General features: G+C 34.6%; 25 protein-coding genes, 2 tRNA genes and 1 pseudogene. 8 read left to right on the top strand and 20 right to left on the bottom strand.

The window, feature by feature from the left end; all coding sequences use genetic code 11:
- Window positions 1-109 precede the first annotated feature (109 nt).
- Both CYTFE_RS0103080 and CYTFE_RS0103075 read right to left on the bottom strand, forming a co-directional pair.
- Complete coding sequence (locus CYTFE_RS0103080) at window positions 110-1,924, bottom strand: sulfatase-like hydrolase/transferase (protein WP_211238146.1); 1,815 nt, start codon at window positions 1,922-1,924, stop codon at window positions 110-112.
- 361 nt (window positions 1,925-2,285) lie between these two features.
- Complete coding sequence (locus CYTFE_RS0103075; protein WP_027470608.1) at window positions 2,286-3,527, bottom strand: glycoside hydrolase family 16 protein; 1,242 nt, start codon at window positions 3,525-3,527, stop codon at window positions 2,286-2,288.
- 562 nt (window positions 3,528-4,089) lie between these two features.
- On the opposite strand from CYTFE_RS0103075, the gene CYTFE_RS0103070 reads away from it, so the two are divergent.
- A tRNA-Gly gene (locus CYTFE_RS0103070) sits at window positions 4,090-4,162 on the top strand.
- 221 nt (window positions 4,163-4,383) lie between these two features.
- Window positions 4,384-4,467, top strand: a tRNA-Leu gene (locus CYTFE_RS0103065).
- A gap of 72 nt (window positions 4,468-4,539) precedes the next feature.
- Here CYTFE_RS0103065 and CYTFE_RS24735 read toward each other — a convergent pair.
- The 13 genes from CYTFE_RS24735 to CYTFE_RS31390 form a co-directional block, all read right to left on the bottom strand.
- Window positions 4,540-5,157, bottom strand: a complete 618-nt coding sequence (locus CYTFE_RS24735; RefSeq protein ID WP_052342960.1) for a protein-L-isoaspartate O-methyltransferase family protein — start codon at window positions 5,155-5,157, stop codon at window positions 4,540-4,542.
- Window positions 5,139-5,717 (bottom strand): 2OG-Fe(II) oxygenase, encoded by a 579-nt coding sequence (locus tag CYTFE_RS0103055; protein ID WP_027470607.1) that lies wholly within the window; start codon window positions 5,715-5,717, stop codon window positions 5,139-5,141. Before CYTFE_RS0103055 ends, CYTFE_RS24735 begins: the two co-directional genes overlap by 19 nt.
- Complete coding sequence (locus tag CYTFE_RS0103050) at window positions 5,717-6,388, bottom strand: dTMP kinase (RefSeq protein ID WP_027470606.1); 672 nt, start codon at window positions 6,386-6,388, stop codon at window positions 5,717-5,719. The genes CYTFE_RS0103055 and CYTFE_RS0103050 overlap by 1 nt, the downstream gene beginning before the upstream one ends.
- The gene (locus tag CYTFE_RS0103045) at window positions 6,366-7,364 is read right to left on the bottom strand and encodes a radical SAM protein (protein ID WP_027470605.1); all 999 of its coding nucleotides are present in this window, start codon (window positions 7,362-7,364) and stop codon (window positions 6,366-6,368) included. The genes CYTFE_RS0103050 and CYTFE_RS0103045 overlap by 23 nt, the downstream gene beginning before the upstream one ends.
- A gap of 5 nt (window positions 7,365-7,369) precedes the next feature.
- Window positions 7,370-8,152, bottom strand: coding sequence for a hypothetical protein (locus tag CYTFE_RS0103040; RefSeq protein ID WP_027470604.1), 783 nt, complete (start codon window positions 8,150-8,152; stop codon window positions 7,370-7,372).
- Entirely contained in the window at window positions 8,140-8,790 is a 651-nt protein-coding gene (locus tag CYTFE_RS0103035) for a tetratricopeptide repeat protein (RefSeq protein WP_027470603.1), read from the bottom strand. The genes CYTFE_RS0103040 and CYTFE_RS0103035 overlap by 13 nt, the downstream gene beginning before the upstream one ends.
- Window positions 8,791-8,805: 15 nt before the next feature.
- A complete protein-coding gene (locus tag CYTFE_RS0103030) occupies window positions 8,806-9,927 on the bottom strand; it encodes a hypothetical protein (RefSeq protein WP_152541891.1) in 1,122 nt (373 codons plus the stop codon).
- The gene (locus CYTFE_RS0103025; protein WP_027470601.1) at window positions 9,902-10,207 is read right to left on the bottom strand and encodes a hypothetical protein; all 306 of its coding nucleotides are present in this window, start codon (window positions 10,205-10,207) and stop codon (window positions 9,902-9,904) included. Before CYTFE_RS0103025 ends, CYTFE_RS0103030 begins: the two co-directional genes overlap by 26 nt.
- A gap of 62 nt (window positions 10,208-10,269) precedes the next feature.
- Window positions 10,270-10,830: a glycoside hydrolase family 108 protein gene (locus tag CYTFE_RS28300; RefSeq protein ID WP_081735896.1), complete on the bottom strand. Its 561-nt coding sequence runs from the start codon at window positions 10,828-10,830 to the stop codon at window positions 10,270-10,272.
- Window positions 10,817-11,239, bottom strand: coding sequence for a hypothetical protein (locus CYTFE_RS0103015; protein WP_027470600.1), 423 nt, complete (start codon window positions 11,237-11,239; stop codon window positions 10,817-10,819). Before CYTFE_RS0103015 ends, CYTFE_RS28300 begins: the two co-directional genes overlap by 14 nt.
- Window positions 11,236-11,559, bottom strand: a complete 324-nt coding sequence (locus CYTFE_RS0103010; protein ID WP_152541890.1) for a hypothetical protein — start codon at window positions 11,557-11,559, stop codon at window positions 11,236-11,238. Before CYTFE_RS0103010 ends, CYTFE_RS0103015 begins: the two co-directional genes overlap by 4 nt.
- 11 nt (window positions 11,560-11,570) lie before the next feature.
- Complete coding sequence (locus CYTFE_RS0103005) at window positions 11,571-12,023, bottom strand: P-loop NTPase family protein (protein ID WP_027470598.1); 453 nt, start codon at window positions 12,021-12,023, stop codon at window positions 11,571-11,573.
- Between the two features lie 119 nt (window positions 12,024-12,142).
- Window positions 12,143-12,310, bottom strand: a complete 168-nt coding sequence (locus CYTFE_RS31390; RefSeq protein ID WP_407689936.1) for a transposase domain-containing protein — start codon at window positions 12,308-12,310, stop codon at window positions 12,143-12,145.
- A gap of 1,180 nt (window positions 12,311-13,490) precedes the next feature.
- Here CYTFE_RS31390 and CYTFE_RS0103000 point away from each other — a divergent pair.
- The 3 genes from CYTFE_RS0103000 (at window position 13,491) to CYTFE_RS0102985 (ending at window position 15,795) form a co-directional block, all read left to right on the top strand.
- Window positions 13,491-13,733, top strand: a complete 243-nt coding sequence (locus tag CYTFE_RS0103000) for an ATP-binding protein (RefSeq protein ID WP_052342958.1) — start codon at window positions 13,491-13,493, stop codon at window positions 13,731-13,733.
- Between the two features lie 196 nt (window positions 13,734-13,929).
- Window positions 13,930-14,208, top strand: coding sequence for a tyrosine-type recombinase/integrase (locus CYTFE_RS0102995; protein ID WP_044262527.1), 279 nt, complete (start codon window positions 13,930-13,932; stop codon window positions 14,206-14,208).
- A 309-nt stretch (window positions 14,209-14,517) separates the two neighbouring features.
- A complete protein-coding gene (locus CYTFE_RS0102985) occupies window positions 14,518-15,795 on the top strand; it encodes a hypothetical protein (RefSeq protein ID WP_027470594.1) in 1,278 nt (425 codons plus the stop codon).
- On the opposite strand, the pseudogene CYTFE_RS0102980 reads toward CYTFE_RS0102985, so the two are convergent.
- The 3 genes and pseudogenes from CYTFE_RS0102980 to CYTFE_RS0102965 all read right to left on the bottom strand — a co-directional run bounded on the left by CYTFE_RS0102980 (window position 15,784) and on the right by CYTFE_RS0102965 (window position 19,353).
- Window positions 15,784-17,175: pseudogene (locus CYTFE_RS0102980) on the bottom strand (IS701 family transposase). The gene CYTFE_RS0102985 and the pseudogene CYTFE_RS0102980 overlap by 12 nt on opposite strands.
- A gap of 97 nt (window positions 17,176-17,272) precedes the next feature.
- Window positions 17,273-17,722, bottom strand: a complete 450-nt coding sequence (locus tag CYTFE_RS0102970) for a hypothetical protein (protein WP_027470591.1) — start codon at window positions 17,720-17,722, stop codon at window positions 17,273-17,275.
- A gap of 713 nt (window positions 17,723-18,435) precedes the next feature.
- Complete coding sequence (locus tag CYTFE_RS0102965) at window positions 18,436-19,353, bottom strand: endonuclease/exonuclease/phosphatase family protein (protein ID WP_027470590.1); 918 nt, start codon at window positions 19,351-19,353, stop codon at window positions 18,436-18,438.
- A 603-nt stretch (window positions 19,354-19,956) separates the two neighbouring features.
- Between CYTFE_RS0102965 and CYTFE_RS0102960 the strand changes: the two genes are divergently transcribed.
- Window positions 19,957-20,625 carry a haloacid dehalogenase type II gene (locus CYTFE_RS0102960; protein WP_044213682.1) on the top strand — a complete coding sequence of 223 codons (669 nt, stop codon included), beginning with the start codon at window positions 19,957-19,959 and terminating at the stop codon, window positions 20,623-20,625.
- A gap of 102 nt (window positions 20,626-20,727) precedes the next feature.
- Here CYTFE_RS0102960 and CYTFE_RS29275 read toward each other — a convergent pair whose 3' ends face one another.
- Both CYTFE_RS29275 and CYTFE_RS0102950 read right to left on the bottom strand, forming a co-directional pair.
- Window positions 20,728-20,958 carry a DUF1858 domain-containing protein gene (locus tag CYTFE_RS29275; protein WP_081735895.1) on the bottom strand — a complete coding sequence of 77 codons (231 nt, stop codon included), beginning with the start codon at window positions 20,956-20,958 and terminating at the stop codon, window positions 20,728-20,730.
- Window positions 20,959-20,960: 2 nt separating this feature from the next.
- Window positions 20,961-21,404 (bottom strand): hypothetical protein, encoded by a 444-nt coding sequence (locus tag CYTFE_RS0102950; protein WP_027470588.1) that lies wholly within the window; start codon window positions 21,402-21,404, stop codon window positions 20,961-20,963.
- A 329-nt stretch (window positions 21,405-21,733) separates the two neighbouring features.
- Between CYTFE_RS0102950 and CYTFE_RS0102945 the strand changes: the two genes are divergently transcribed.
- Together CYTFE_RS0102945 and CYTFE_RS0102940 are read left to right on the top strand one after the other, a co-directional pair.
- Window positions 21,734-21,997: a DUF2024 family protein gene (locus CYTFE_RS0102945; protein ID WP_027470587.1), complete on the top strand. Its 264-nt coding sequence runs from the start codon at window positions 21,734-21,736 to the stop codon at window positions 21,995-21,997.
- A 2-nt stretch (window positions 21,998-21,999) separates the two neighbouring features.
- The gene (locus CYTFE_RS0102940; RefSeq protein ID WP_044213677.1) at window positions 22,000-23,544 is read left to right on the top strand and encodes a PepSY-associated TM helix domain-containing protein; all 1,545 of its coding nucleotides are present in this window, start codon (window positions 22,000-22,002) and stop codon (window positions 23,542-23,544) included.
- The last annotated feature ends 182 nt before the right edge of the window (window positions 23,545-23,726 follow it).

Below are 23,726 nucleotides of genomic sequence, written 5' to 3'. Positions count from 1 at the left end.
GCATAAAAGTACATCTTATACAAAAAAACATAGCCCCACACTCCCTCATAAAAAACTAGACATATGGCCATCTTAAGTAACTCTGGACAGTCGGTTGCCAGACGGACAATTATTTTATCTTTAGTTTATAGTCATGTGCCCCGGGTGCAAAGTTACTATAGAATACCTCGGTACCTGTTGCTTTCATACCTTTACCCCAATTTACCTCAGCCCTATTATCTCCCAAAACAATATTGATCAGTTTATCTTTCATCTTCATAGCGATTTTTTCATACTTCTTATCATATGCCAGGTTATTTACTTCATGGGGATCCGCAGGTATATGATACAATGCAGCATCCAACTCTTGATAAGAAGCTCTACGTGCCCATTGCATATTATCACCACGCTTTTTATCTGGACGACTTTGTATGGAGAACACATAATCTTTTGTACGGATAAAAGCACGAGGGCCTGTAACTGCATGACTTTCTCCCACAACGTAATCACGTTTAGGAGCTTTGCCTGCTGCTATCTGAGCCATATCCATTCCATCCAGATATTTAAAATCCTCTTTTTTTATATTTGCGCCAGCCGCACTCAAAATAGTAGGCGCTATATCCACAAATTCGGCATAGTCCCTTATTACTTTACCTGCCGGGAAAGACTTTTTATCAGAAGAAACAATAACAATAGGATTATGGCTATCCACATCCCATGGCGTAAACTTCGAATAAGCTCCGTGCTCATTCAACTTCCATCCATGGTCGCCGTTTACATAAACAATCATCCACGGCTGCTTTTTACTTTCACTATATTTAATAAAAGCATCTACCGATTGGCCCACCAAGTGATCACCATAGGCACAAAAGGCATAATAATCCTGAACCATCTGTTGCTTCTCTTCCGCTGTAAAATCATTTGAATAGGCATTGTTTACTTGTCTTTTTAATTGGGCAGGCATTTTGGCCCATTCACTTTTAGTCAGTTCAGGAACTTTATATGTATACTGTTGAAAACGATTACGATATTCCTCTGGCGGCAATACCGGGGTATGCGGAAAATCATACCCTATGTGGCAAAACAAGGGTTTTGTAGGATCCACACCCTTAAATGAAACAGACCCTAATTTAAAATCTTCATTTTCATGATGTAAAAAATCAATCCAAGCAGAAGTGTAGTATCCATCCCTGGTTTTTCCGGCAGGTCTGGGACTCACACCTCCTAGAATTCCATCACTAAAAACAGTCTCTGGCTTTTTAGGGGTATGCTTGCGCAACAAGTCAAGTTGATCATAAATCTCTTGAGCCATTCCAGCGAACTGGGGATTTTGTGTTTCGAGGGTTTTATCAAAGAAATGATATTTACCATCTTCCGTCTTTAGGTACTTAATGTTCCTAAATGGTTTTACTAATGGCTGACCATCGATTTCTTTTAATAAAGATAGTTTACCCCACTCCGCTAATCCCTCATTTGCTAAAGTCTTGAAATCAATATCTGTTTGATACATATGAGGCGCAACGGCTTTTCCATCCTTAATGGTTCTTAAACGAACACCCAACTTACCAATATGTAATGTTTGATAGCCCAGTTTCTCCATTTGAGCTGGCAGGTGTGGATAAGAATTCTCTGTATTATCATTATGATATTCAAACTCATAAACTCCAGAACGAAAAGGATAACGTCCATAATGCATTGATGCTCTTGAGGGGGCACAGCCCTGAGCCTGGCAATAAGCATTCACAAAGGTGGTTCCCATCTGCGTTAGTCGGTCAATACTGGGCGATTCTACATAACCTAAACCACTCATCTCATCACCGGTAAGCATTTTATTAAACGCCCGTACTGCATCATAACGATGATCATCTGTAAGTATCCAAAGAACATTGGGCTGTTGTTGAGCAAACACTCCTCTAAATAGCATGAAGAAAAATATCATTGTCATTAAAAATATTTTATTCGTACGTTTCATAACTGATTGTTTATTTTAAACTTCAAATCTTCTGAACAAATACGAAGTAACAACAATTGACAATCTTTCCTGTCCAATAATATATGCATAATAAGGGGAGAAAAAAATATACGCACGGGCTTATTAACTATCAATATGTTACACAAACACCGTGCAGTAATTCATCTGATAGCACAATGATTATAAATGACAAAGAGACATTTGTAGAGTAAAAATATAGTCTTTAATCACACTTCAGTACAGTAAAAACACAAAGAAATATTTCATAGACACACAAAAAAAGGCTGCCCATATTAACATGAACAGCCTTGGATTTATTTAAAAGTAATTAGGCTCAATTTAATTGATAGCACCTTACCCAATCAATATCCATTGAAATAGGAAGCTTATCCGCATCAGGAATATCAGTAAAATGTGTACTAAAAGATATGTACATAGGCATTTGCGGTATATTTTCGTTTTGCGTATGAACCGTCACTCCATTGATCTTCCATTCCATTTTATTTTTTGTCCACTCCAAGGTATAGATATAAAAGTTTTCAGAAGAACCTGGTATTTTCAAATCCTGAACTCGTTGGGAGATATTACCTTCCTTACCCCAAAAGTATCCAGCCTCAATTTTATTACCTTCCTGCTCAGGAGTTTTCAAAATATTAATTTGCGGCGACATCTGTTCCGACAACAAAATAAAACTATGAATAGCTGGTGTGGTATGACTAAATTTAACCTTGGCCTCAAACTTGCCATACTGCTGTCTAAAGCTTTGTCCGGTATTAATAATACCAGATGAAAACTGAAAATCAGTTGGTATAAATCCAATTTTAGGATCCCATATTTTACCCTTACAAGCTTCATTTTTAGAAACAATCCTGGCGCAACTATCACGCAGTTCAATATTTTCTTTTTTAAAGAACTGTTTTTCGTTGGCCTGAACATAATTATCATTCATTAATATCTTACCCCAATAATAGCCTGTAATCCACTTTTTATCATCTAATGAGGTTCCATCAAAGTTATCTTCAAAGGTAAGAGCCCACTTATCCAAATGTTTAAACGGACAATTTTTCTTTGTTTTCAAAAACCAAATTACATCATCGCTTTTTTGCAAAGCCTTATATTCTTCCTGTAACTGATATTCCGAAGACCGCTTAAAGCGATTTTTATCGTTCATATCAGTTTTTATTTGATTAAATTCCGCAGATTCTACGTAGTCCTTCAGACTCAAATACGTTTGTATCTCAGCAGATTTCTTCAACTCCTCAGCTTCATTAACCTTATCTTTTCGTAACAATTTATGATAACGTTTTACGTTGTTAGAACGTTTATACTCTTTGTACTTTTTAAATTGTTGAAAAGCTTCGGTATGTTTAAATCGTTCCTTTTTAATCTTAAGAACCTTTTGCTTAAACTCACCGGAGTGAACCAGCTTGTCTAATTCAAAATACCGAATGATAGATGCTGATTTTTCGAGTTGATGATATCTCTCCTGTTCTTTTCTTAAATGATTATATTCATTTTCGTATTTTTCAGTACTAGGGAATGTGCTCCCAAACAGTCTACTAAAAATATTCGCCATGTTGATTTTCAATTAGTTTCTTTTTAACATCAGTATTGTACGATGGATCCTTAAAATGGTTATTAAAAAATCGAAATAATTATGATCATTCAAAATATTGCTTAAAAAAACAGGACTCTATTTCTTGAATTGCGCAGTTTTTCTTTACATCTTCTTCTGATGTATAAAACATCGACACAAGCATTAAAAATATATTGCGAATTAAAATTGCTGCCAATCAAGTCGCCAACTAGCTTGTTTTACATACTCTAATTTTATCGTTCAATGATCAAATGGAACCCACCAAATTAATCATCCTTCTGTGAGTGAAGCTATTCTCTTGGTTCGCTTAATTCACCATAGCGATACTATACCTCATCCTAACAAGTTCGTGGTGGATGGCACATTTAATTCTCATGACAAATTTCAATACCTCATCCGGATGTAAAAGAGGCAAGGGTATAAAGAATACTTCACAAGAGACAAGATTCAGAAGTGTATCACGTCATCGAAAATCTTTTTTTATTTTTTTATTTAGAAGGGTTGTATGAAAAATATTTTTTTATACTTTTGCAAGCGCAATGCGAAAATAGCTCAGTTGGTAGAGCACGACCTTGCCAAGGTCGGGGTCGCGGGTTCGAGTCCCGTTTTTCGCTCACAGAAAAAAGAGTGATACATGTCGCTCTTTTTTCATTTCAGCCCAGATGGTGAAATTGGTAGACACGCTGCCTTGAGGGGGCATTTACTTAAATTTAGTTACAATGAGCTGCTAAAGCTGATTAATACTGAGTTTTTAAAGAACGTGAGGTAAAAATACAGAATTTATTCGGAAACAATTCGGAAACATTCTGTAAAATGATATTTTTGAAATACAATTGCCCTGGTGGCGGAATTGGTAGACGCGTCGGCTTGAGGGGCCGGTGATCGCAAGATCGTGAAAGTTCGAGTCTTTTCCAGGGCACTAAAAAAAACTCCCGATTGATTTATTCAGTCGGAAGTTTTTTGTTTAATCCAAAAGGTACTTTTAATTGATTTATCTTGACATATTAATAAAATTTGATTCACAAATAATATTACTTTCTTTCTTATTATATAACATTAAATATTGTTTCATTTTATAATTAATTGGAAATACAGCTTTTCCAGTTTTAGACTGTTTTATTAATTCCAGTGGTATTGAATCGAATGCAGCGTTAACAATTATTGAATCATAAGGAGCATTCTCTATTAGGCCATTGAAGCCATTTTTCCGTATCAATTTCACATTTTTTATTTTATATTTCTCTAGGTTACCTTTTGCTATTTGGTATGCATTTTCGTTAATTTCCACAGAAAAAACATTTTTCACGATATTGCTCAATATTGCAGTCTGAAATCCAGACCCTGCACCAATTTCAAGCACGGAATCAGTTTCTTTAAGATTTAATGCTTTCAGAACTCTAGCTATTATAATTGGATTAGTGACTGTTAAATTTTGATGAAATGGTATCGAGTTCAAACTGTATATCATCTCTAAACTATAATCAATAGGAACAAAGTCATGTCTTTTAATTTTTATGAAAGATTCAATTATATTCTTATTTATTAATCCTTCATTGCTAATTTCGTTTACTAATTGCTCATTATATATGTTTAGTTTATTCCTATCCATCCTACTAAGGTTAAGCGAGTTCCTTTTGTGATTTTTTGAACCTCATGAAATAATTCTGATGAAAAAATAATTAGATCACCTCTATTCTTACAAAGGCTTAGTCCAACACAATAGTTAGACCCTTGATTTAATTCTGCATGTAATACTAATTTGCCACCTTCAAAGTCATTATTTAATAATACAACGAACGTGAAACATCTATTTGACACTTTAGGATTGTTAATATTTGGTTGTTCGGACTTGTCTTGGTGTAGTTTGAAATACCCACCTGTCGGGTATTTTATTATTTGCCAATCAATAATCTTTAAATATGGATCTGGACTAAGCTTAGAAACTTCAGCCATTATAGTATCGGTAATCTGAGAAGGTAATGAATCTAATCTATAAGATAAAGATTTTCGTTCTTCAGGACTAAACACCTTTTTATTATTATCATAAACCTCGGAGAAAGCAAATAAAGAATTTTCAATACTAGAGTAAATACTACTCAAATCACCTTCAGAAAAGAGGTTTTGATTAGAATAAATTACTTTTCTATTTGGTAGTTCTATTAATGACATTAGCTGATGATTGATTCAATTTTTTTCTTGACGTCTTTAATTTGTGAGGAGTTATTAATCTCAAAATCTGTTATTTTGTGGACAACATTTATTGAACTAAGAATGCTTTCAAGATTTCTATTTATTTCTTCCATCAGAGTCATAAAAGATAATTTGATAAGTGTGTTATTAATTTTACCTTGTTTAAAATCTGTGAATTTTTGAATTAAGTTACTCCCCCTATAAATAATATCTAAACCAGCCTCATAAAAAGTAATTTCTCCTCTATTTAGTACTCTATTATATGATATTTCAGGTTGGTTTTTTATATAAATAACTAAATTAGGTTTTGGAAAATGGCGGACAACTTCTGATGCTAGTTCTGTTTCACCCCCCCTTGCTACTACACTTGCATAAGAACTATATATATATCGATCCCATAAAAAGATATAATCTGTATGGTCTTTGATTTCATTTAGGAGGGAAAGTGTGTGAGAGGCATGAATTGCTAGAAGTATGTCTGGAGTCATTTTGCCAGAAAGGTTATATACATTAGCAATATCTCTTATTTTCTGGTTCTTAAACCAATTAATAATTTTCACATTTCTATCTCCAAGAAATTCGGAGACCATATTAATAAGAGATGATTTTCCTGAACCATCTATTCCTTCAAATACTATATGGTAATTCAATTGGAATTAAATTATTGGATTTATATAAAAACTTAACTAAACTCGCAAGGTCAGAAATATTCGCATTTTTGTTATCACGTAACAGTTGTCTTAAATCAACAGTTATTTCCGAACTTGTTCTACATTTCTTTAACTTGCCATGAGAGCTGATATAATGAGCATACATCCCAGTATCGCATGGATACATACTACATTTCGAACATATAGGAAAATATAATGTATTCTCTTTCTTTTTGTCAAGTAAACGTACTTCATGTCCGTTCTTTTTATAAGAGTACTCTATAACACCATTAGTAGTATTATTTAGGTTTGAATGCTCATAACCATTACTGCATAAGTACTCATGAATATATTCAAGATCAACGTAGGTGTTCCTATAATCCTTGAAACTATCTTCGCCTGTATCAAAAACAGATTGAATCTTCAGAATGCAATTATTTTCTTTTGAAAATTTGACAAGTTTATCAACAGAAGAAATATTGGAATTTATATTCTTTGCAATTACACAATTCAACCTGTATGAATAACCATTTAAATTGCATTGTTCAATGAAATTCGGAACACTTTTATGCGAAGCATTTCGACCTATAAATAAGGCAGATTTTGATTCTAATGTATCACAACTAACCACAAACTCTATCCTTTTCATATCTCTTTCGTCTATCTTAAAATCTCTCCAATAAGTACCATTTGTGTTAATTTTAAGGGTACATTTTGTTTGATGCAATATGCTTGTTATTATTTGTCCAAGATCGCTTCTTAAATATGGTTCTCCACCTGTTAGGTTTATCTGATTACAACCTAATAATTCGAAAATTTTACAAATGGTAACTATTTCCTCGATAGAAATTAACTTTGCATTTCTAATTTGTTCTATCAATCCATCGCCTCCTGGTCTACAGTAAACACATTTATAATTGCATTTTTCAATTAATGCAATTCTTATTTTGGATAAAAAAAAGTAATCAGTTATCATATCAATTATAAAATCATAATGTCTTTTGTAAAAATGTTCATTGCCACTTTATAACCTTTGATACCTAAGGGACAAATTTCAGGTTTAGAAATTACTTTCGCTGTCAGTTCATCCTCTTTTTGGCTAGATGCAAGTGCTATCGTTTTAACAATCCTCATTAAATACAGCAGACTCATCTTTTCAAATTTTCTTGAGTAAAAATGCTTATAAAATTCATTTATCAACTGATTTAATTCCAAATTATGTTCTTGTTTTATTTGGAACAAAATCCATTTGGAATTTAGTTCAATAATTTGATTTCTTTTCACTAAAGAAACTTGTAAGGCAAATTTTAAAAGTTCAGATATTTCCAGATAGAATTCTTCGAATCGATTATCTAAACACAACCCAAGCAAGTCTTCATACTTGTTTAAGAAGTTTGCTGAAACAAATTGATTTTGAATGGCAGTAATATAACCAGTAATATTTTCTAATATTGAATCTATTTGTTCACAAAAAACTAACTGTTTCCCAATAAGCACCCTAGAGATAAATCTTAAATCCCAATAGTCTATCGCAGGGTGCTTTCCATCGATTCTAATTTTGAAATCTTTTACTTTCTCGTAGAAAGAAACAAGCCAATCTAAACTTCTTTCTTCAATATCAGCTTCTTTAGTAAGTTGTGAAACAATAAACTGCAATTCATCTTCAAGGCTTGAAGTTTTAATAATAAAATAATCTACATCTGAAGTTTTAGTGTCAGCACCAAGAGCTTTACTCCCCCCAATAAATAAGGCTAATCCGGCCATCTTGCACTCATAATTGTTCTTTCAACTAAAGGAATTAAGTCTGGTTCTGTACTAGAAAGTTTTTCAGAAAGAATTAACTGTTCTTTAATCTCAATTTTTGTTGTTTCATCACTTATTTCATAAGCAGATTGTAAAAGTTGGCTGGCTTCCTGAAAATTGCCTTTCAACATTTTAATTGTTGCAGAGGCCGACAATACCATGGAATCATTATCATTTATAGTTTTCTGTTCTAGAAGAGTTTGTGCTTCATCAATTCTTCCAGATTTAACAAGAAAATTGAACTGAAGAACCTTATATGGAATTTCTCGACCAATTATATGAGCACTTAGGTTCCCTTCTGGTGCAATAGCTATTGCTTTGTTTATCCATGTGAGAGCCTCAATAGGCTTTGACATTCTTGAATAACAAAGAGCTATTCGACTTGCTGTATTATTATTTTCTTGAATTTCAAATGATGAAGTTAATAATGTTAAGGCTTCTTCATAGTCTCTTAGCATATAGAAAGCTTCTCCAAGCTTTGATTTAAAAACGTGAGAGTCTGTCGATAATTTTTTACACTCATTTAAAAAGCCTTCAGAAATTTCTGCAGCTTTTTTGAAGATGTTAATTTTAGATTCTAGTTTTTCAAATTGATCCATAGTTTAAATATTTAATTAATTTCTTTTTTGACTGTTTACAAGGTTGATTCTTGTAGTTAGACTAATTGTGAACTTATTAATACCTCCTTTATTGTCATCCGATTTGTCAACGTTAAATGCATCTTTGAATGAAAAAGTCATACCAGCTGTAGGATTAAAAGCATTCTGATTTTTTAAGAAAAATACACCTAACCCTAACGTTGTTTTTGGTTTTTCAGAACTAGAAATTTCTGTACGACTATAACCTAAAAAACCAATATTTTTTAAATTATGAGGCACTACGTACAGGTCAAAATTTAAAGGATAAACAGTTTTCGTTTCATAATCACCAGAGTACACAGTCTCTTTGATAACATATTTTCTAGTCGTCATATTTAATGTATCAGCTGAAACTTTAGTGTCCTCTCTTGTGCCTTCAACTAAATCATCAAAGTTATTTTTTTGTTTTACTCCTAAACTAATACCTGTTAAAGTAGTAAGATTTAAAATTCTTGCGTTCCAATAATTTAAGCCTAACTGAACATTGTAACCTGTAAAGTTTTCTTTTTGAATTTGACTAGAGAAGAGTGTATCTGATAAAAAACGTTTAAATGATGTACCTGAAAAGCTACCTTCTAACACAAGCCAAAGGTCATTTGCAGGCTTTGTTGAATCGTTTAAAATACTATGGACTATGTCGGGATCACTAATGTTCCTGTTAGCCATGAGCTTAGGCCAATCTGTTTTATTCTTAAAAATCCTAAACCCCGTTTTTAATTTAACTTCTCCTTCTGCAACAATATTCTTTTCTGAAAAAATATTGGCGGTACTATTTTTAATTTTACTGTTTGTTGAAATCCCGATGTAATAATCAGTAAATCGTTGAGGCGTAAAGTAGGAGTAGTAATCAAGCGCCAGTTTTTTATCCTTAGTTGTAAATTTAACCATTCCAAGATCAAAACTAACTGTATCAATCTTAGGTTTGTCTTCAGTTGAACCTTTTTTAGTTTCTTTAAAACCAGGAGTTAACCCTAAAGTTGAAAAACCTCTTTCATCTTCAATTATTGATTGCCCTTTTACAAGAGCAATGTTTGCTACTAAAATTATAGTAACAAATAATTTAAAGGACAGCTTAAATTTCAAGATTGAACTGACCATAACCATTACGATTAAAAGGTTTGTACATGCTAAATTCACCTTTAAATTCACTATTTACAGTGAGCTTTAATTTTGAATTTTCTCTAGGATTCCCTACAGTTATAATAAGGATATCTAAATCTTCATCGTTATTTAAAGGAAAATCCTTTTGTTCTGCAACCCAACTTCCATTGATAAAATCAAAAAAAGAATTAGTACTTAAGACTCTTCCTTCAATATTGATATATTCAATCCTTCTAGAATTCAAGTCAATTTCAATTTTTAAGTTAACTTTTTTCATAAGGTTTAATTTAGGACTTTATTAACTTGTAACATGTTTAAGATGAAAAAGTTTAATTTAAATCAAGAATTATACTTCAACGATCTAATCCTTTTCAACCAACCTTCTAGGAACAAATGATTTTTGCCCTTTTTAACTATTTTATAGTAATAGCGTATTCTTGCTTTTTTAATCTCCCAAAACAAATCTTTAGGCTCGTGAATATTAATAGCCGTCAGGGTGTTGAAACCTATAATACCATCCATCTTCAGGTCTTCATCAAAGAATTGGTTAAGCACACGCTGAACACCTCTGGCTCCCCAATGACCGCTATTGACACACCAATCAAAGATAATTTCTTGTAATGAACCATCAAGAACACCATCTATTTTGAACTTCTTATAAAAAGCCTCTTTATAAAAATCCTTAACGTGCTGTGTCAGTTCTGGAACATCTATTTTGTAGTTCCATTTGATTTTTCCGTACGTCTCTTTATAGGCATCAATATACTCCCAACCTTCCCAATCGGGATGTAAATTACGGGCAACTCCCATGTAGGTTTCACCACCTCGGTCTCCGTTAATATTGGCGTAATATCCCTCATGCTTAATTACTCCATCAAAGAGTTTATCAAAAGTCATCATTCTTACGTTTGGTTTTAAGTTTTACATTGTTTACATCGGAGATTGAACCTCCAAAAAGGAAGTCTATAATTGTGCTTAGTTTAGTGGATATTCCACCGTTAATACTGCTTACAAAGGCTATTTGCCAATCATCAAGCTGAATAGATTGAAAAATGAAATAGTTCAGCATAATAAAAGTCAATCCACACCATGCAATTAGGAAGAATATGGCAAATGCTTTTTGTAGCCAACTATCGTTCTGATACATTTCCCTAGCTGAACTCCTATCAGCTACCGCCATCTTGAATAGTTCCATTTTCCCCTGGAGCTTTTCTTCTTTAGTTGTAAATATCTCATCAATGAGCTTTGTACCTTCCTTTAGAGTTTCTGCCACTCCTGCATTGGTTAGTTTTGAAAATATCTTTCTCATCTTTCTACAAATTTTAATATGGTATCAAGCTTCTCATTAAGCTGTTTTATGGTTTGATGGAATAGCTCCTTGCTCACATAAATTTCTTTAGAACTATCTCTTAAATCAGAAACTCGTTTATGCAGTATGGTAAACTTGGTTTCAGCTCCTTCAAGTTCTTTTGTTAGGTGCAGAATATCCTTTTCAAGCAAGTCCGTTTTTGCTTCAACACTTTCTTTTGTTGCATTTCTCGATATAGCATTGCGTATAACAAATGAGACTACACCAACAATTAGTGAGCTGAATCCTGCAATGACTACCCAATAGAATTTAATTGTCATTTCCTCCATGTTTAGAAGATTTTAATGGTTTCCTGGCTACCTTCTGGAAAGCGATTCTTTTCCATTGTTGCACTCTTGTTTTCAATGTGCATGATAGCATCTACAAGGTGTTCGTATTTCGTTCCACCTTTTGATGTGCCGTCACGATTTGCTTGATTGATAATAACGAAAGAGGTTCGTGGGAACTGTTTTTTCAAGACCACCAATTCCTCATGTGAGACTTCTGTAGTTTGAGTACTGTCGATAAAAACTACATCGTAATCCTTGAATAATTTAGGATTGTAGTCTTCGATAATTCCGATTGGACTATTGATACCAAGTCGCACAACTTTCTCCTGCATCGTACCTTTTGCTCCCTCTTCATTGGCAACGTAAATCACCTTATGATCATGCTGCTTTACTAACTCATCGGCAAACATCAAAGCAACCGTACTTTTACCATGAAAGCGAGAACCGTATATCATTATATAGTAAATATGCGGTCTGCTACATATTGCAAAATAAAAAAATGCTCCAATCCGGATGTCGATTGGAGCGTTGAAATTCTCTAAGTTTTACTGGAATCTTTTGGAATTAATCGAAATTAGTGGGTGTTTTTTGGAATATTCTGGCAACTATTAGACTTTTTCCAATTGTGCTGCAAAAGATCAGCCAAGTCTAAATCATAATTGCTTCTGTATAACGCAATCTTAGATAATACATCCGTAAGCCATTCGCGAGGATTTACATCACTGGCTTTGCAGCATCCCAGTAGTGAGTAAATAATTGCTGCATTTTCTGTGGCATCATGGTTACTACAAAAAAGAAGGCTTTTCTGAGACGAGGCATAGCAACTACTATGGTGAGTTGAAGAAAAGTAACGTAGTGACTTCTTTTGAAGCCATTTAAAGACGTAATAGATTTTCTAATGCATTTTCCGCGTTACAACTCTCGCCGCCGACCACGGCTATTGTTCTGGCCAACCCTGCGCTCGTTAACCTGATAGTTGAGCTTGCAAATGAGAATCACTCATTGATTGAAAAACGCAACTCAACAACTCCACGACTTTACCAGCTCGCCATCCTAACAAGCTAACAATCTAACGACCTAACTATCTAACAACTTTACCAACTCGCCAACTATAACAACTCCAACAACTCGCCATCCTCAAGCTCTCTCGCCAACGCCGGCCCCGGGGCTATTGTTCTGGCCTGCCCTGCGGTTTTTAAATTGAAACTTTCTTATTTAAATGGAAGATATCCTTTAATTGAGAAATCTTAAATACGGATTTTTATAACTGAGAGCTTCTATGTTCTACCTGGATTTATATTTAAAACGTAGGTTTTCAATATCTGAGAAACACAACTTCCCAACTCGCCAACTAAATGGCCATAAAAGAAGGCTTTTCTGAGACGAGGCATAGCAACTACTATGGTGAGTTGAAGAAAAGTAACGTAGTGACTTCTTTTGAAGCCATTTAAAGACGTAATAGATTTTCTAATGCATTTTCCGCGTTACAGCTCTCGCCGCCGACCACGGCTATTGTTCTGGCCAACCCTGCGCTCGTTAACCTGATAGTTGAGCTTTCAAATGAGAATCACTCATTGATTGAAAAACGCAACTCAACAACTCCACGACTTTACCAGCTCGCCATCCTAACAAGCTAACAATCTAACGACCTAACTATCTAACAACTTTACCAGCTCGCCAACTATAACAACTCCAACAACTCGCCACCCTCAAGCTCTCTCTCCAACGCCGGCCCCGGGGCTATTGTTCTGGCCTGCCCTGCGGTCGTTTTATTGATAGTTTAATATTCAAATGAAAGATAACTATTAATAGAAAAATCTTAAATATAGAATTTTATAACTGAGAACTTCTATGTTCTACTTTTGGAGTCATAACTACTAACTGATGCCGATGATGGCAGGAAAACCTAAACGAATGAGCCAATGGATCTGCTCATCATTGATGATTTTGCTGTAAGAAAAATGGATGGCCTACAGTTACTGGAATTTATGGAGCTTATTGAAGACCGACACGCAAGAAAGTCCACTATTATCATGCGCCAGTTAAAGGTTGCAGACTGGTATGATGTAATGTTGTCGAACACTGCGGCTGCCGATGCCATTATGGGTAGAATCGTACATACCGCATACCGCTTCGATCTTAAAGGAGAAACAAGGCGTAAATAACAGAATGAATAATTTTTTGTAAATTCATAGCTGATTAAAAAAAGTGAACGGGTATGGCCGTTTTCACAGGGTGGGTATAGACCGTTTTTTCCAAATTGACGACAGAGATTAACTTCATCACCCCACAAAAATAGAATTTACAAACACTTGGATATAAACAGATTTTATATATTTGTATATATGTAAACATGATTTGATGCCTGTAAAGCCCAAAATAATCCTCTCTTTAGCACAACACCGGAAGATGGATGTTGTAAAAATAGGAATAAACAAAAAGGTGACTCCACATATGCTACGCCACTCATTTGCAACTCATTTATTAGAACATGGTGTCGACCTTAGATACATTCAAACGTTTTTAGGTCATGTATCGAGTACCACAACAGAAATTTACACACACGTAAGCAAACGATCTCTTGCAAATATAAAAAGCCCTTTAGACCAAATTACAGAATATAAACAACTCAATAACTGATAATTAAACAATTATCGACATAATAGATATAAACACAATATGCATTTACACATACGTTAGCTGCAAGTGAAAAAAACGAAACTGCAACATTGAAAACTGATTATAAAATTTGAAAAAACAGATAGAAAATATTAGCTCTTTGATTGAAAGTTGGTGCAAGAAAAAATTAGTTTTTGCCCGCACGCTTCTGCCCTTCGGGACAGTTGGGGAAGCCCACTCACATTGCACACATTTGCAAATCGCACAAGCCGCCCCACAGTCCGAAATTTGCAAAAGAGTGCAATTCTTCACCCCTCAAAAATTTGATATATGATTAATACAGGAACCTTTAAAAGGTTATTATATGACAAAAGAATAAATAAATATGATTTAGTTAAAGAACTAAAGGAGTCTTCTGATATAGAGCTAATAAATAAAGTCTTGAGACAAAACAGAAGTCATCCATTAATCAAGAACATACTAAGCATAAATTCTTTACCCAAATCTTACGAAGAAATATCATTAAGGAAATCAATCGGATTTACTCATAGTTTTGAATCAGAAATTAACTGGCAACTAATACATTTCGAAAAACATGCTGATTTAATTAATGATTTTATTGGACTAAAAACAGATTTTGACAAACTTATGCTACTTGGCAAATATCAAGAAGCTGAAGAAATATTAAACACGATAGAAAAAGATATTTGTTACTCAAATTGGTCATTGGAGAATAAATTTCTGTTAAAAGAACATAAGGATGGTGTTAAAGAAAACTGGGGTATACTTAGTGAAATAAATAAAATGAACCTGCAGCCCATGACTGCAATTTTAGCTGATAATTTTAGTAAAAGAGCTGAAAAGAAAATCTCATATTTTCGATTTAAAAATCTTCTAGACAATCAACTTGAAGAGTTAGTTGACTTTAAGTACTTCTATGAATACATGTGTTTTCGGATACATATGTTTGGTTATAAGGGTTATGAAAACTTCACCCATCTTCAATATTTAGAATCACAAGCATCTATAGCAGACAGATATCTAGCTTATTTAAATATTGCTAATGAAATCATTTCTCAACAGAACACGGAGAATTTAAGTGTAATTGAAAGAAGTCTAAACTATCTTAATTCCTTTATAAATGATTCTAGCCTAAATCAAGCCCTAAACCATATGGGAGAATCTATTGAGTTAGAAGATTCAAAAACGGCTAATCAAGCTTTTACGATGTATATCAAAGGGGATTATCAAGAAGTTCTGACACATTGCAGATATAATATTATCCACAATCCAGCATTATATGAATTATGGGAAATATATGTAAAGGCCTTAATTGAATCTAAGAGTGATTTTATTGAAATAGAAGGAATTGGTTTTCTGAATGATATATTAAAAAACCTATACTCATTTTTTGATAAGGGGCCTAACTTTCAGAACTCAATCCAACAACTATTAAAAATAATCCTTTCGTTCTCAAGTACTAAATGGTCTAAGCAGATTTATAATACGGTGTATTCACATTATAACTGGTCAAATCCTCTATATTACAATTCGATAAGTTCTATTAACAGTATTATTAATTCTACTTTAACAGATTTATTGCTTTGAATAACAGAGGTCTATGTCACGCTGTCGCTTTTCATGTCGCTGCTGCAGTTTTTCCAGCATCCGTTCATCGGTCATTTCACGATAAAATTTGTATACCATAAAATCCATAATGTCTCTTGCCGACAACAATGGGACTTCGTCTTGATTCAATAGTTTTTCTTTCAGCATAAAGCTGCCCACCATTAAGTTGAGGGCTACTTGGTGATGCCATGACAGCCATTTGCGGGTTTGGAACTGATCCAAGCCTACTATCTGTTTTTGCTCTTTGAAGCTATGCTCAATGAAAAAGCGTTGTGCCTGCATGTATGCCAGCGCCTGATGCGTGTATTGAGCAAGTTCTGCGTTAGTGAACGAATATTTTATTTCTACTCCCTGCTTTGTCTTTCTTTTCGAAATGACCAGCAACCGTTTCTCAACAATGTTCTGAACCTTATCCCAAATGTAAACTGTCTTAAAATGGAACAATCCCTTCAGCTTTCCCTTGGCAGAATCACGAATGTCAAGCTTTTTCCAGTCCTTGTTTGTAAGCGTTTCTATATATTCGTTAGCGTTTACCGATGGGGTGCTTGCCTTCGGCCTTTTGGGTGGGCGCCCACGATTGCTCTTTCGCTCTGGAATATGTAGTTCTGGTTTTTCAAGGTGGATTTTTTGATCGCTATGAATGTCAAGCATGTACACCAAACCCATATCCTCAACCGAACGGGTAAACGCAAGGTCATTGCCATAAAGTCCATCCCCCCCAACGTAATCGAACTCGATACCCATTTCCAGTTGGTGCTTCACAATATCTGTAGCCAGCTCCGGTTTTGTCTTGAAAACCCTGTCCTCTTTGGGGATGCCAGCAGTTTCACACCTGGCGTTGTTAGTACACCATGACCTTGGAAGGTACAGTCTCGTGTCGACCAACGCTGCATATTTGTCCGTGCACAAGCAACCAAAAACTGCAACCTGCGAGTTTGCAGTCTTCCCAACGTTCCCGCAATACTGGTGATCAACACCAATGCTTTTGTCACCTTTTTTCACCCATTCCGCTTTCGTCTATGAGTAATCCTTTTAAATTTTTGGTTTGGGAGTGATTGGTCTACCTGATTTGCTATTTGGTCGATGACAGCTCTTGCATCCCAATTGGATTCGGTGATAAAATGCTGCATCTTATGGTAGTCTGCGTTTAATGTCTCAGTGATGCGTTCGATGTTTTTCAAATCGCTTAAAGCTAGACCTTCGACGTATTGAGTAGCTTTGTCGAAGTTGGATTTTGTTCTATTTTTAAAATGGTGCTGAAATTCAGATAAATACACTTCAAGTCGGTTGTTGACCGCTAGCAGTGTTTTACCATTATTCGTATATTTTTTTAAGTTTTTCGCCCGTTACCCATTGCAAACTTGAGTTTTGTTCTTTGTTTCAATTGCAATATACTAATTTACTGTTTATTACGAAAGAAAAACAATACTAAATTATCGTTTTTTCAGTGATCATTTTAATCTGTTAAAGTAGAATTAGTGTGGTTTAATAAATCAATAGCACGAATCATTTTGAATGGAAATATTTTCTCACTTTTTTTCTTTAGAATCTTAATAAATTCTATGCATTGACAAATACTCCAATCTTCTCGTTTGTCACCTGTTTGTTCTTCGTAAATTTTAAATAAATCCATAAAGTACTTCTGGTGACTTCTGTTTCCAACTAAATCTAAACAAATGTCACTATTAATTTCGAAATCAAATTGAAATACGTGGTAATCATTATTGTAATGATATTTACCCCAACTTTTTGCAAGTTCAATATTATCATCCCAAAAATAATAACCTGAACCTAAGAATTGATATTTCTCTTCATCCATATTGTGCTCTGCAAAGAAAGGAACATTAGTTGTCACATAATCAATTCCTCCTTCTTTTTTGCATGTATGATGAGCAATAGTCTTCATTGGTTTAATTTCTAGGATGCAAATATATAATTTATATTGTAATAATGATGAAAAAGAACAGGCTACAATCGAATAGGTGGCTGACAGGATTGTAGCCCTGCCAGTGCACCTTTCACAGCACGACTTTTTACTCCATAAAAAGTACGTACGGGTAACTTCGTTATTCCTCTTCACAAATTAAAATACTATTTTAATTTATTCGAGCATATACGGCGGTTCCCTACATCATGGGGAATCGAAGATCGCCGGAGCCAATAACGAATTATCCCTTGAAGGTAAAGAAGAAGTTATTTCATTGTACATGGAAGCTAAAGCAATATAGCCACGCTTCTGAAGTCTTTTTATCGTGATGGTAGTCCCTAATATTGGACTTTGCCAACAAAGATTATGTTTTATTGGTGTTAGCGATTTCCGCTTTGCTCCAATTCAATGTAAATATGCGGTCTGCTACATATTGCAAAGTAAAAAAATGCTCCAATCTGGATGTCGATTGGAGCGTTGGAATTCTCTAAGTTTTACTGGAATCTTTTGGAATTAATCGAAATTAGTGGGTGTTTTTTGGAATATTCTGACAACTATTAGACTTTTTCCAATTGTGCGGCAAAAGATCAGCCAAATCCAATGAGTAATCGCTATTATAAACAACTATCCTCGTTAACACATCGCTCAGCCATTCTCTTGGGTTACCATTTGAACGATTTCTCAAATATTTATCATTCAAAGCTGAGCACTACTTTTACGGGGAAATGATCAGAAGGCATACGTACAACATATTTCGTTAAAGATACTTCTTTCGGAAAATTCCCTGACTTCTCCGGTTTACTCGCCTCTATTTTAGCACGATAACTATCTGTTAGTACGCCATAACGTTCAACGGTAAAACCGTTACTTACAAACACATGATCAATGCGACTATCTGTTTTTCTATCTGCCATAAAGTTATTGAAAGTACCATTTAGAGCATACCTTATTTTCGCTGTTTTATAGGCGTCATTTAATAAGTCTGATTCTTCCAACACCGCATAATTCCGGCTATGTTGATCAACATTAAAATCGCCGGTTAAGATCACAGGTGTATTCCCACACATCTCGGTAATCTTTTGAAGAACTAGCTTAGCACTATTTTTCCTTGCTTCTACGCCAACATGATCCATGTGAAGGTTAAAAAAGAAACACTCAAATCCAGTATCAACAGCCTTGAACTTTGCCCACGTACAAATCCGTGGCAATACAGCATCCCAGCCTCTATTAGGTCTATCGGTTACTTCCGACAACCAAAAATTGCCTGATGACAACACTTTAAACTTTTCTTTCTGATAAAAAATAGGAGCATATTCACCCTGTGTTTTACCATCGTCACGTCCTACACCTACATAAGCATAACCAGGCAATCCGACCAACATGTCCAACAGTTGGTCATGCAGTACTTCCTGCGCTCCAAAAATCTCAAAATCATTAAACCGTATCAAATTGCAAATTATTGGGCAACGCTGTTTCCATCCATTTCCCTTTATGGAATCAGATGAATTGTGGTTGCGAACATTAAAAGACGCAACCGTTAATTGTTCAGCACTTAATACCTGAATTCCAAATAAAACAAGTACCCAAAAAGTAAATAATATTCGTTTCATTTCATCTATTTAAATATATCTTTCAATGGTCATAAAGAGCTCGCCAAAGTTAATCATCTACCATATGGAGGGAAATGTACAGCTATTTTTAAAAATCTAAATGTATATAATATTAACTAAAAAAGGAAGACCAAGAAACGACAACTATATCTCAGCAAAATCCTACTGTTCTTTATATAAGAATGATCGTCTTTACGCACTCTGGTGATCCTTCCAAACAATACTATTAATAAATTTTCTATATCCACATTTTTCAATTCAGATTATTCTGATATAGCTGGAATGAAACAAGGAACTGCATTTATTTATACATCATGTATCGATATAGATAAAGCACTTTTAATGTCGAAATATTAAACAGGATAAACAATAGCTATTTCGTATATTGCAGCACTATTAAACCTGCCGTTAAGTAAAAAGCCCATAAAACGAGCCATAGGTATAAATTCACAGACAGGCAGATGATTAATTTCGGCGAATTCCATCTAGGCACAGAAAGATAAATTTAATCATATGAAACGAGCCATGAGAGTGATCTCTCACACAGGTGAATGATTATCACGGCGAGTTCCATATGGCAACTGAAAAACAAATTATAATCATATGAAAGCAGTATTTTTCGACATGAATGAAACCTTGTTAAACTTAAGTCTTTTAAAAGAACAGTTTAACAAATACTTTGATGATCAATATGTACTAAAATATTGGTTTACCAAATTATTACACAGCTCTACAGTGATGGGAATAATGGATGAGTATAAGAATTTTGGCGAATTAGCTGAAGTTGCCTTAGAAAATCTCTTTAACGAAAATAATAGAACCTTAACAAAAGAGACAAAATCAGAAATACTAGGTGCTTTTAGAGAATTACCCACCTATAAGGATGTTCGGCCTGCCTTACAATGGTTAAAGAAAAATAATATTCGGGTAATAGCCGTTTCTAACTCATCATTAAGCATGATTGAAGAGCAACTAACGAATGCCGGAATCATTGATCTATTTGATCAATATTACTCGGTAGATGCAGTAAAGAAATACAAGCCTTTTAAAGATATTTACCAATACGTAGCCAAGCAAGAAGCCATTGCCGTTCACGATATTGTAATGGTGGCCACCCATGATTGGGATTTATTTGGTGCTAAAAAAGCAGGTTTAACAACTGCCTATATTCAACGCAAAGAAGAACTATTTCACCCTCTTTATGCAAAAGCAGATTTTTACGACACCGACTTATCAGCATTATTAACACAAGTATTTAACCCGGTAAAATAATCCAATCAAGAATGGCACCCCATCTCTTTTTTTAACCATTATTGTTTAACGCCAATGATGCATTGGAACTTCGTCAAAGATTTTCTAATACGTTTTTCGGGTTTAACGATGTTTGGAATTATACAAGGCTACCCTATCCTCTAATTTCTGAATCAATTCTTCCACTTCAAAATCACCACGTCCAGCAATCATTTCCAAGGTTGCTACATTACCCATTGTATTAAAAACAACTGGATTATTGAGTTGCTTATATTTGGGACTTAGTGAAATTAGAAATTCCTTTAAGTATGGATATTTTTTTAGTAGTGGCGCAATTACAGCTCCCTTATGAATTTCTAAAGTTTTAACGGCTTCTTTTGTTTTCTGCTAAAGTGAGTGTTTATCTGCCTGAGTTTATCATATAGCTCTAACCATTCATTTTTAATAAACTTGGTATTCATTTTTGCCTCGATACCTCGAAGCAAAGCCTCTAATGCATCCACTTCGTTGAGATAGGTCTGAATTGGATGTCCTTGAGGTAAATGACTATCCTCTGTTCGTAACACATCTTCAAAAATATCAATAATATCATCCATACCCTCCACCATAACTTCATCCGTTATGCCATATTCAAGTATATGTTGTTCACCATAAGCAAACTCTTCGGGAGTGATAAACGTAAATGAATCATTCACTAGCTTTTTAGCTTCTGCAGGGCTCATCTCTCGCCTAAAAACTTTTAGTTTTATATCAAGAATCTTTTTTAACTTTTCCTCATCGAGGTTTAAATACGCTTTCATGTTAACCTTTATTTTTGTTAGTCTTTTGGAACCCGACAAAATAGCTAGCCACTAGCCAGATAGAGAATAATATTCCCCCACCAGGTTCCCTTAATGTCAAATTATATAACCATCGCTTACAATATAGCTCAGCACAACATGTACTAAACCAGATTCTAGCCTCCCTGTTTTTAACTACAATCACATATAACAATTCGTGAAGATACAGCATAAAATCATAATAAAAGGATATACATATCTTTTTATAAAATGTTTCTATATTTGCAATCAGCAAGCAAAACTGAAAATTAAGACGATTTATTAACTTCAAACATTAAAATAAGACACCTATGAAAGTAGCAATATGGGATACCTACGTAGAAAAAAAAGATGGCAAGAAGATGCATTTTGATATTGCTGTTCCTGAGGAAGAAAAAAATGCCTTAAAAATATACCATTTTGGACAAGAATACCTAAAGGGAAAAGATGTTCAATCAGAAACGCTGAGTGCAAAAGAATGCGTATTTTGCCATATTGAGAATGCAAATGAGGTAATGGTCAATGCCATACAAAGTAAGGGGTATTATATTATTGAAATGGAGAATTGCGATTAACTATGAGGAATTCAAAGAACAAAGTGACAAAGATCTTTAAAAAGCTGCATAGATGGCCCGGCTTAATCATCTCATTTTTGCTATTATACTATAGCATCACAGGTATTTTCATGAATCATAGAGAATTTTTCTCTGGGATAGATATCTCAAGAACGATCCTCCCTGCAAACTTCCGGTATCATCATTGGAACAACGGTGCCATTAAGGGAAATTTGATCATTAATAGTGACAGTATACTGGTATATGGCAATATAGGAATTTGGCAAACAGATTCTAGCTTTAAAGAATACCGCACCTTCAATGCAGGTTTTCCACAAGGAATGGATAACCGAAAGATTTTCGACCTTCATCGCTCGCAAGATGGAAATCTATATGCGGCAACACATTTTGGTTTGTACGCCTACAACAAAGAACAGTTGGCATGGACTAAATTTCATCTTGATGTAGAGATAAAAAGATTTGTGTCTATTGAAAGTATAGGTGATACCATTTACGCAATGAATCGTTCCTTTTTATTCAAGGGAAGGTCAAAGGGAAGTGAGACCGAATTCAAAAAGATTGAATTAAAAAAACCCAAGGACTACAAAAACCAAGTGAGTCTCTTTGAAACCATCTGGCAAATTCATTCCGGAGAAATACTGGGTTTGCCTGGGAAGTTATTTGTTGATTTACTCGGTATTGTAACCCTCTTCCTTTCCCTTTCCGGCATCATTTATTTCTTCTTTCCTAAATGGATTAAACAACGGCAACAAAAATCAAAAGAGAGAACAAAAATCATTAAAATAAATCGCTGGTCGTTAAAATGGCACAATCATCTGGGCGCATGGACTTTTGTTTGCTTAATCATACTTTTTTTTACCGGTATGTTCCTTCGGCCTCCTTTGTTAATAGCCATTGCCAGGTCAAAAGTAACACCTATTAAATATTCTCATCTCGATCAGCGCAATCCTTGGTATGATAAGTTAAGAGACCTACTATACGACGCAAACAAAAACATCTTTCTACTATCCACTTCCGAAGGCATGTATCACCTATCAACCAACAACTTAACCCCCATCCCTTTTAAAATACAACCACCGGTTAGCGTAATGGGCATTAACACATTGAAACCCTACACACAGGGAGCCTACATGATCGGTTCATTCAGTGGTTTATTTCTTTGGCATCCGTCACACCCCGAAATATATAATTATGCACAAGGTGAAATTTACAAGGGAAATCATTCCGGTCGTCCCATTGGTGATTATAAAATCACTGGACATTTGACCGATACAAATGGCAATCAATACATGGTAGACTACGACAAAGGTGTTATTCCTTTGAATCACCATGGGCACTTTCCTGAAATGCCAGAGAATGTATTAAAAGAATCAAAAATGTCGCTCTGGAATTTGTCACTGGAAATACATACCGGCCGTTTTTTTCAGCAGCTAATCAGCAGCTTCTACATCCTAATAGTCCCCCTTTCCGGACTAATAGGAATGATGGTCGTATTAAGTGGCTATCTACTATGGCGAAAACGATATAAAAAGAAAAATATACCATAGTTTTTTTGTATATTGTTCACAATATTAGTTGAACACATAGGTTCATTCATATTCGAAGATCATACAATTAAGTTGTTTACTCATCTACACACTAAGATTCAATACCTTACATAAGAAATTTACGCAAACAGTTATGAAAAGTATCCGAATACCATGTGTAGAAAAAAATAAATGCATAACAA

It is taken from the genome of Saccharicrinis fermentans DSM 9555 = JCM 21142, from assembly GCF_000517085.1.
GTDB classification, from domain to species: domain Bacteria; phylum Bacteroidota; class Bacteroidia; order Bacteroidales; family Marinilabiliaceae; genus Saccharicrinis; species Saccharicrinis fermentans.
This window is presented reverse-complemented; position numbering and strand designations above follow the sequence as displayed.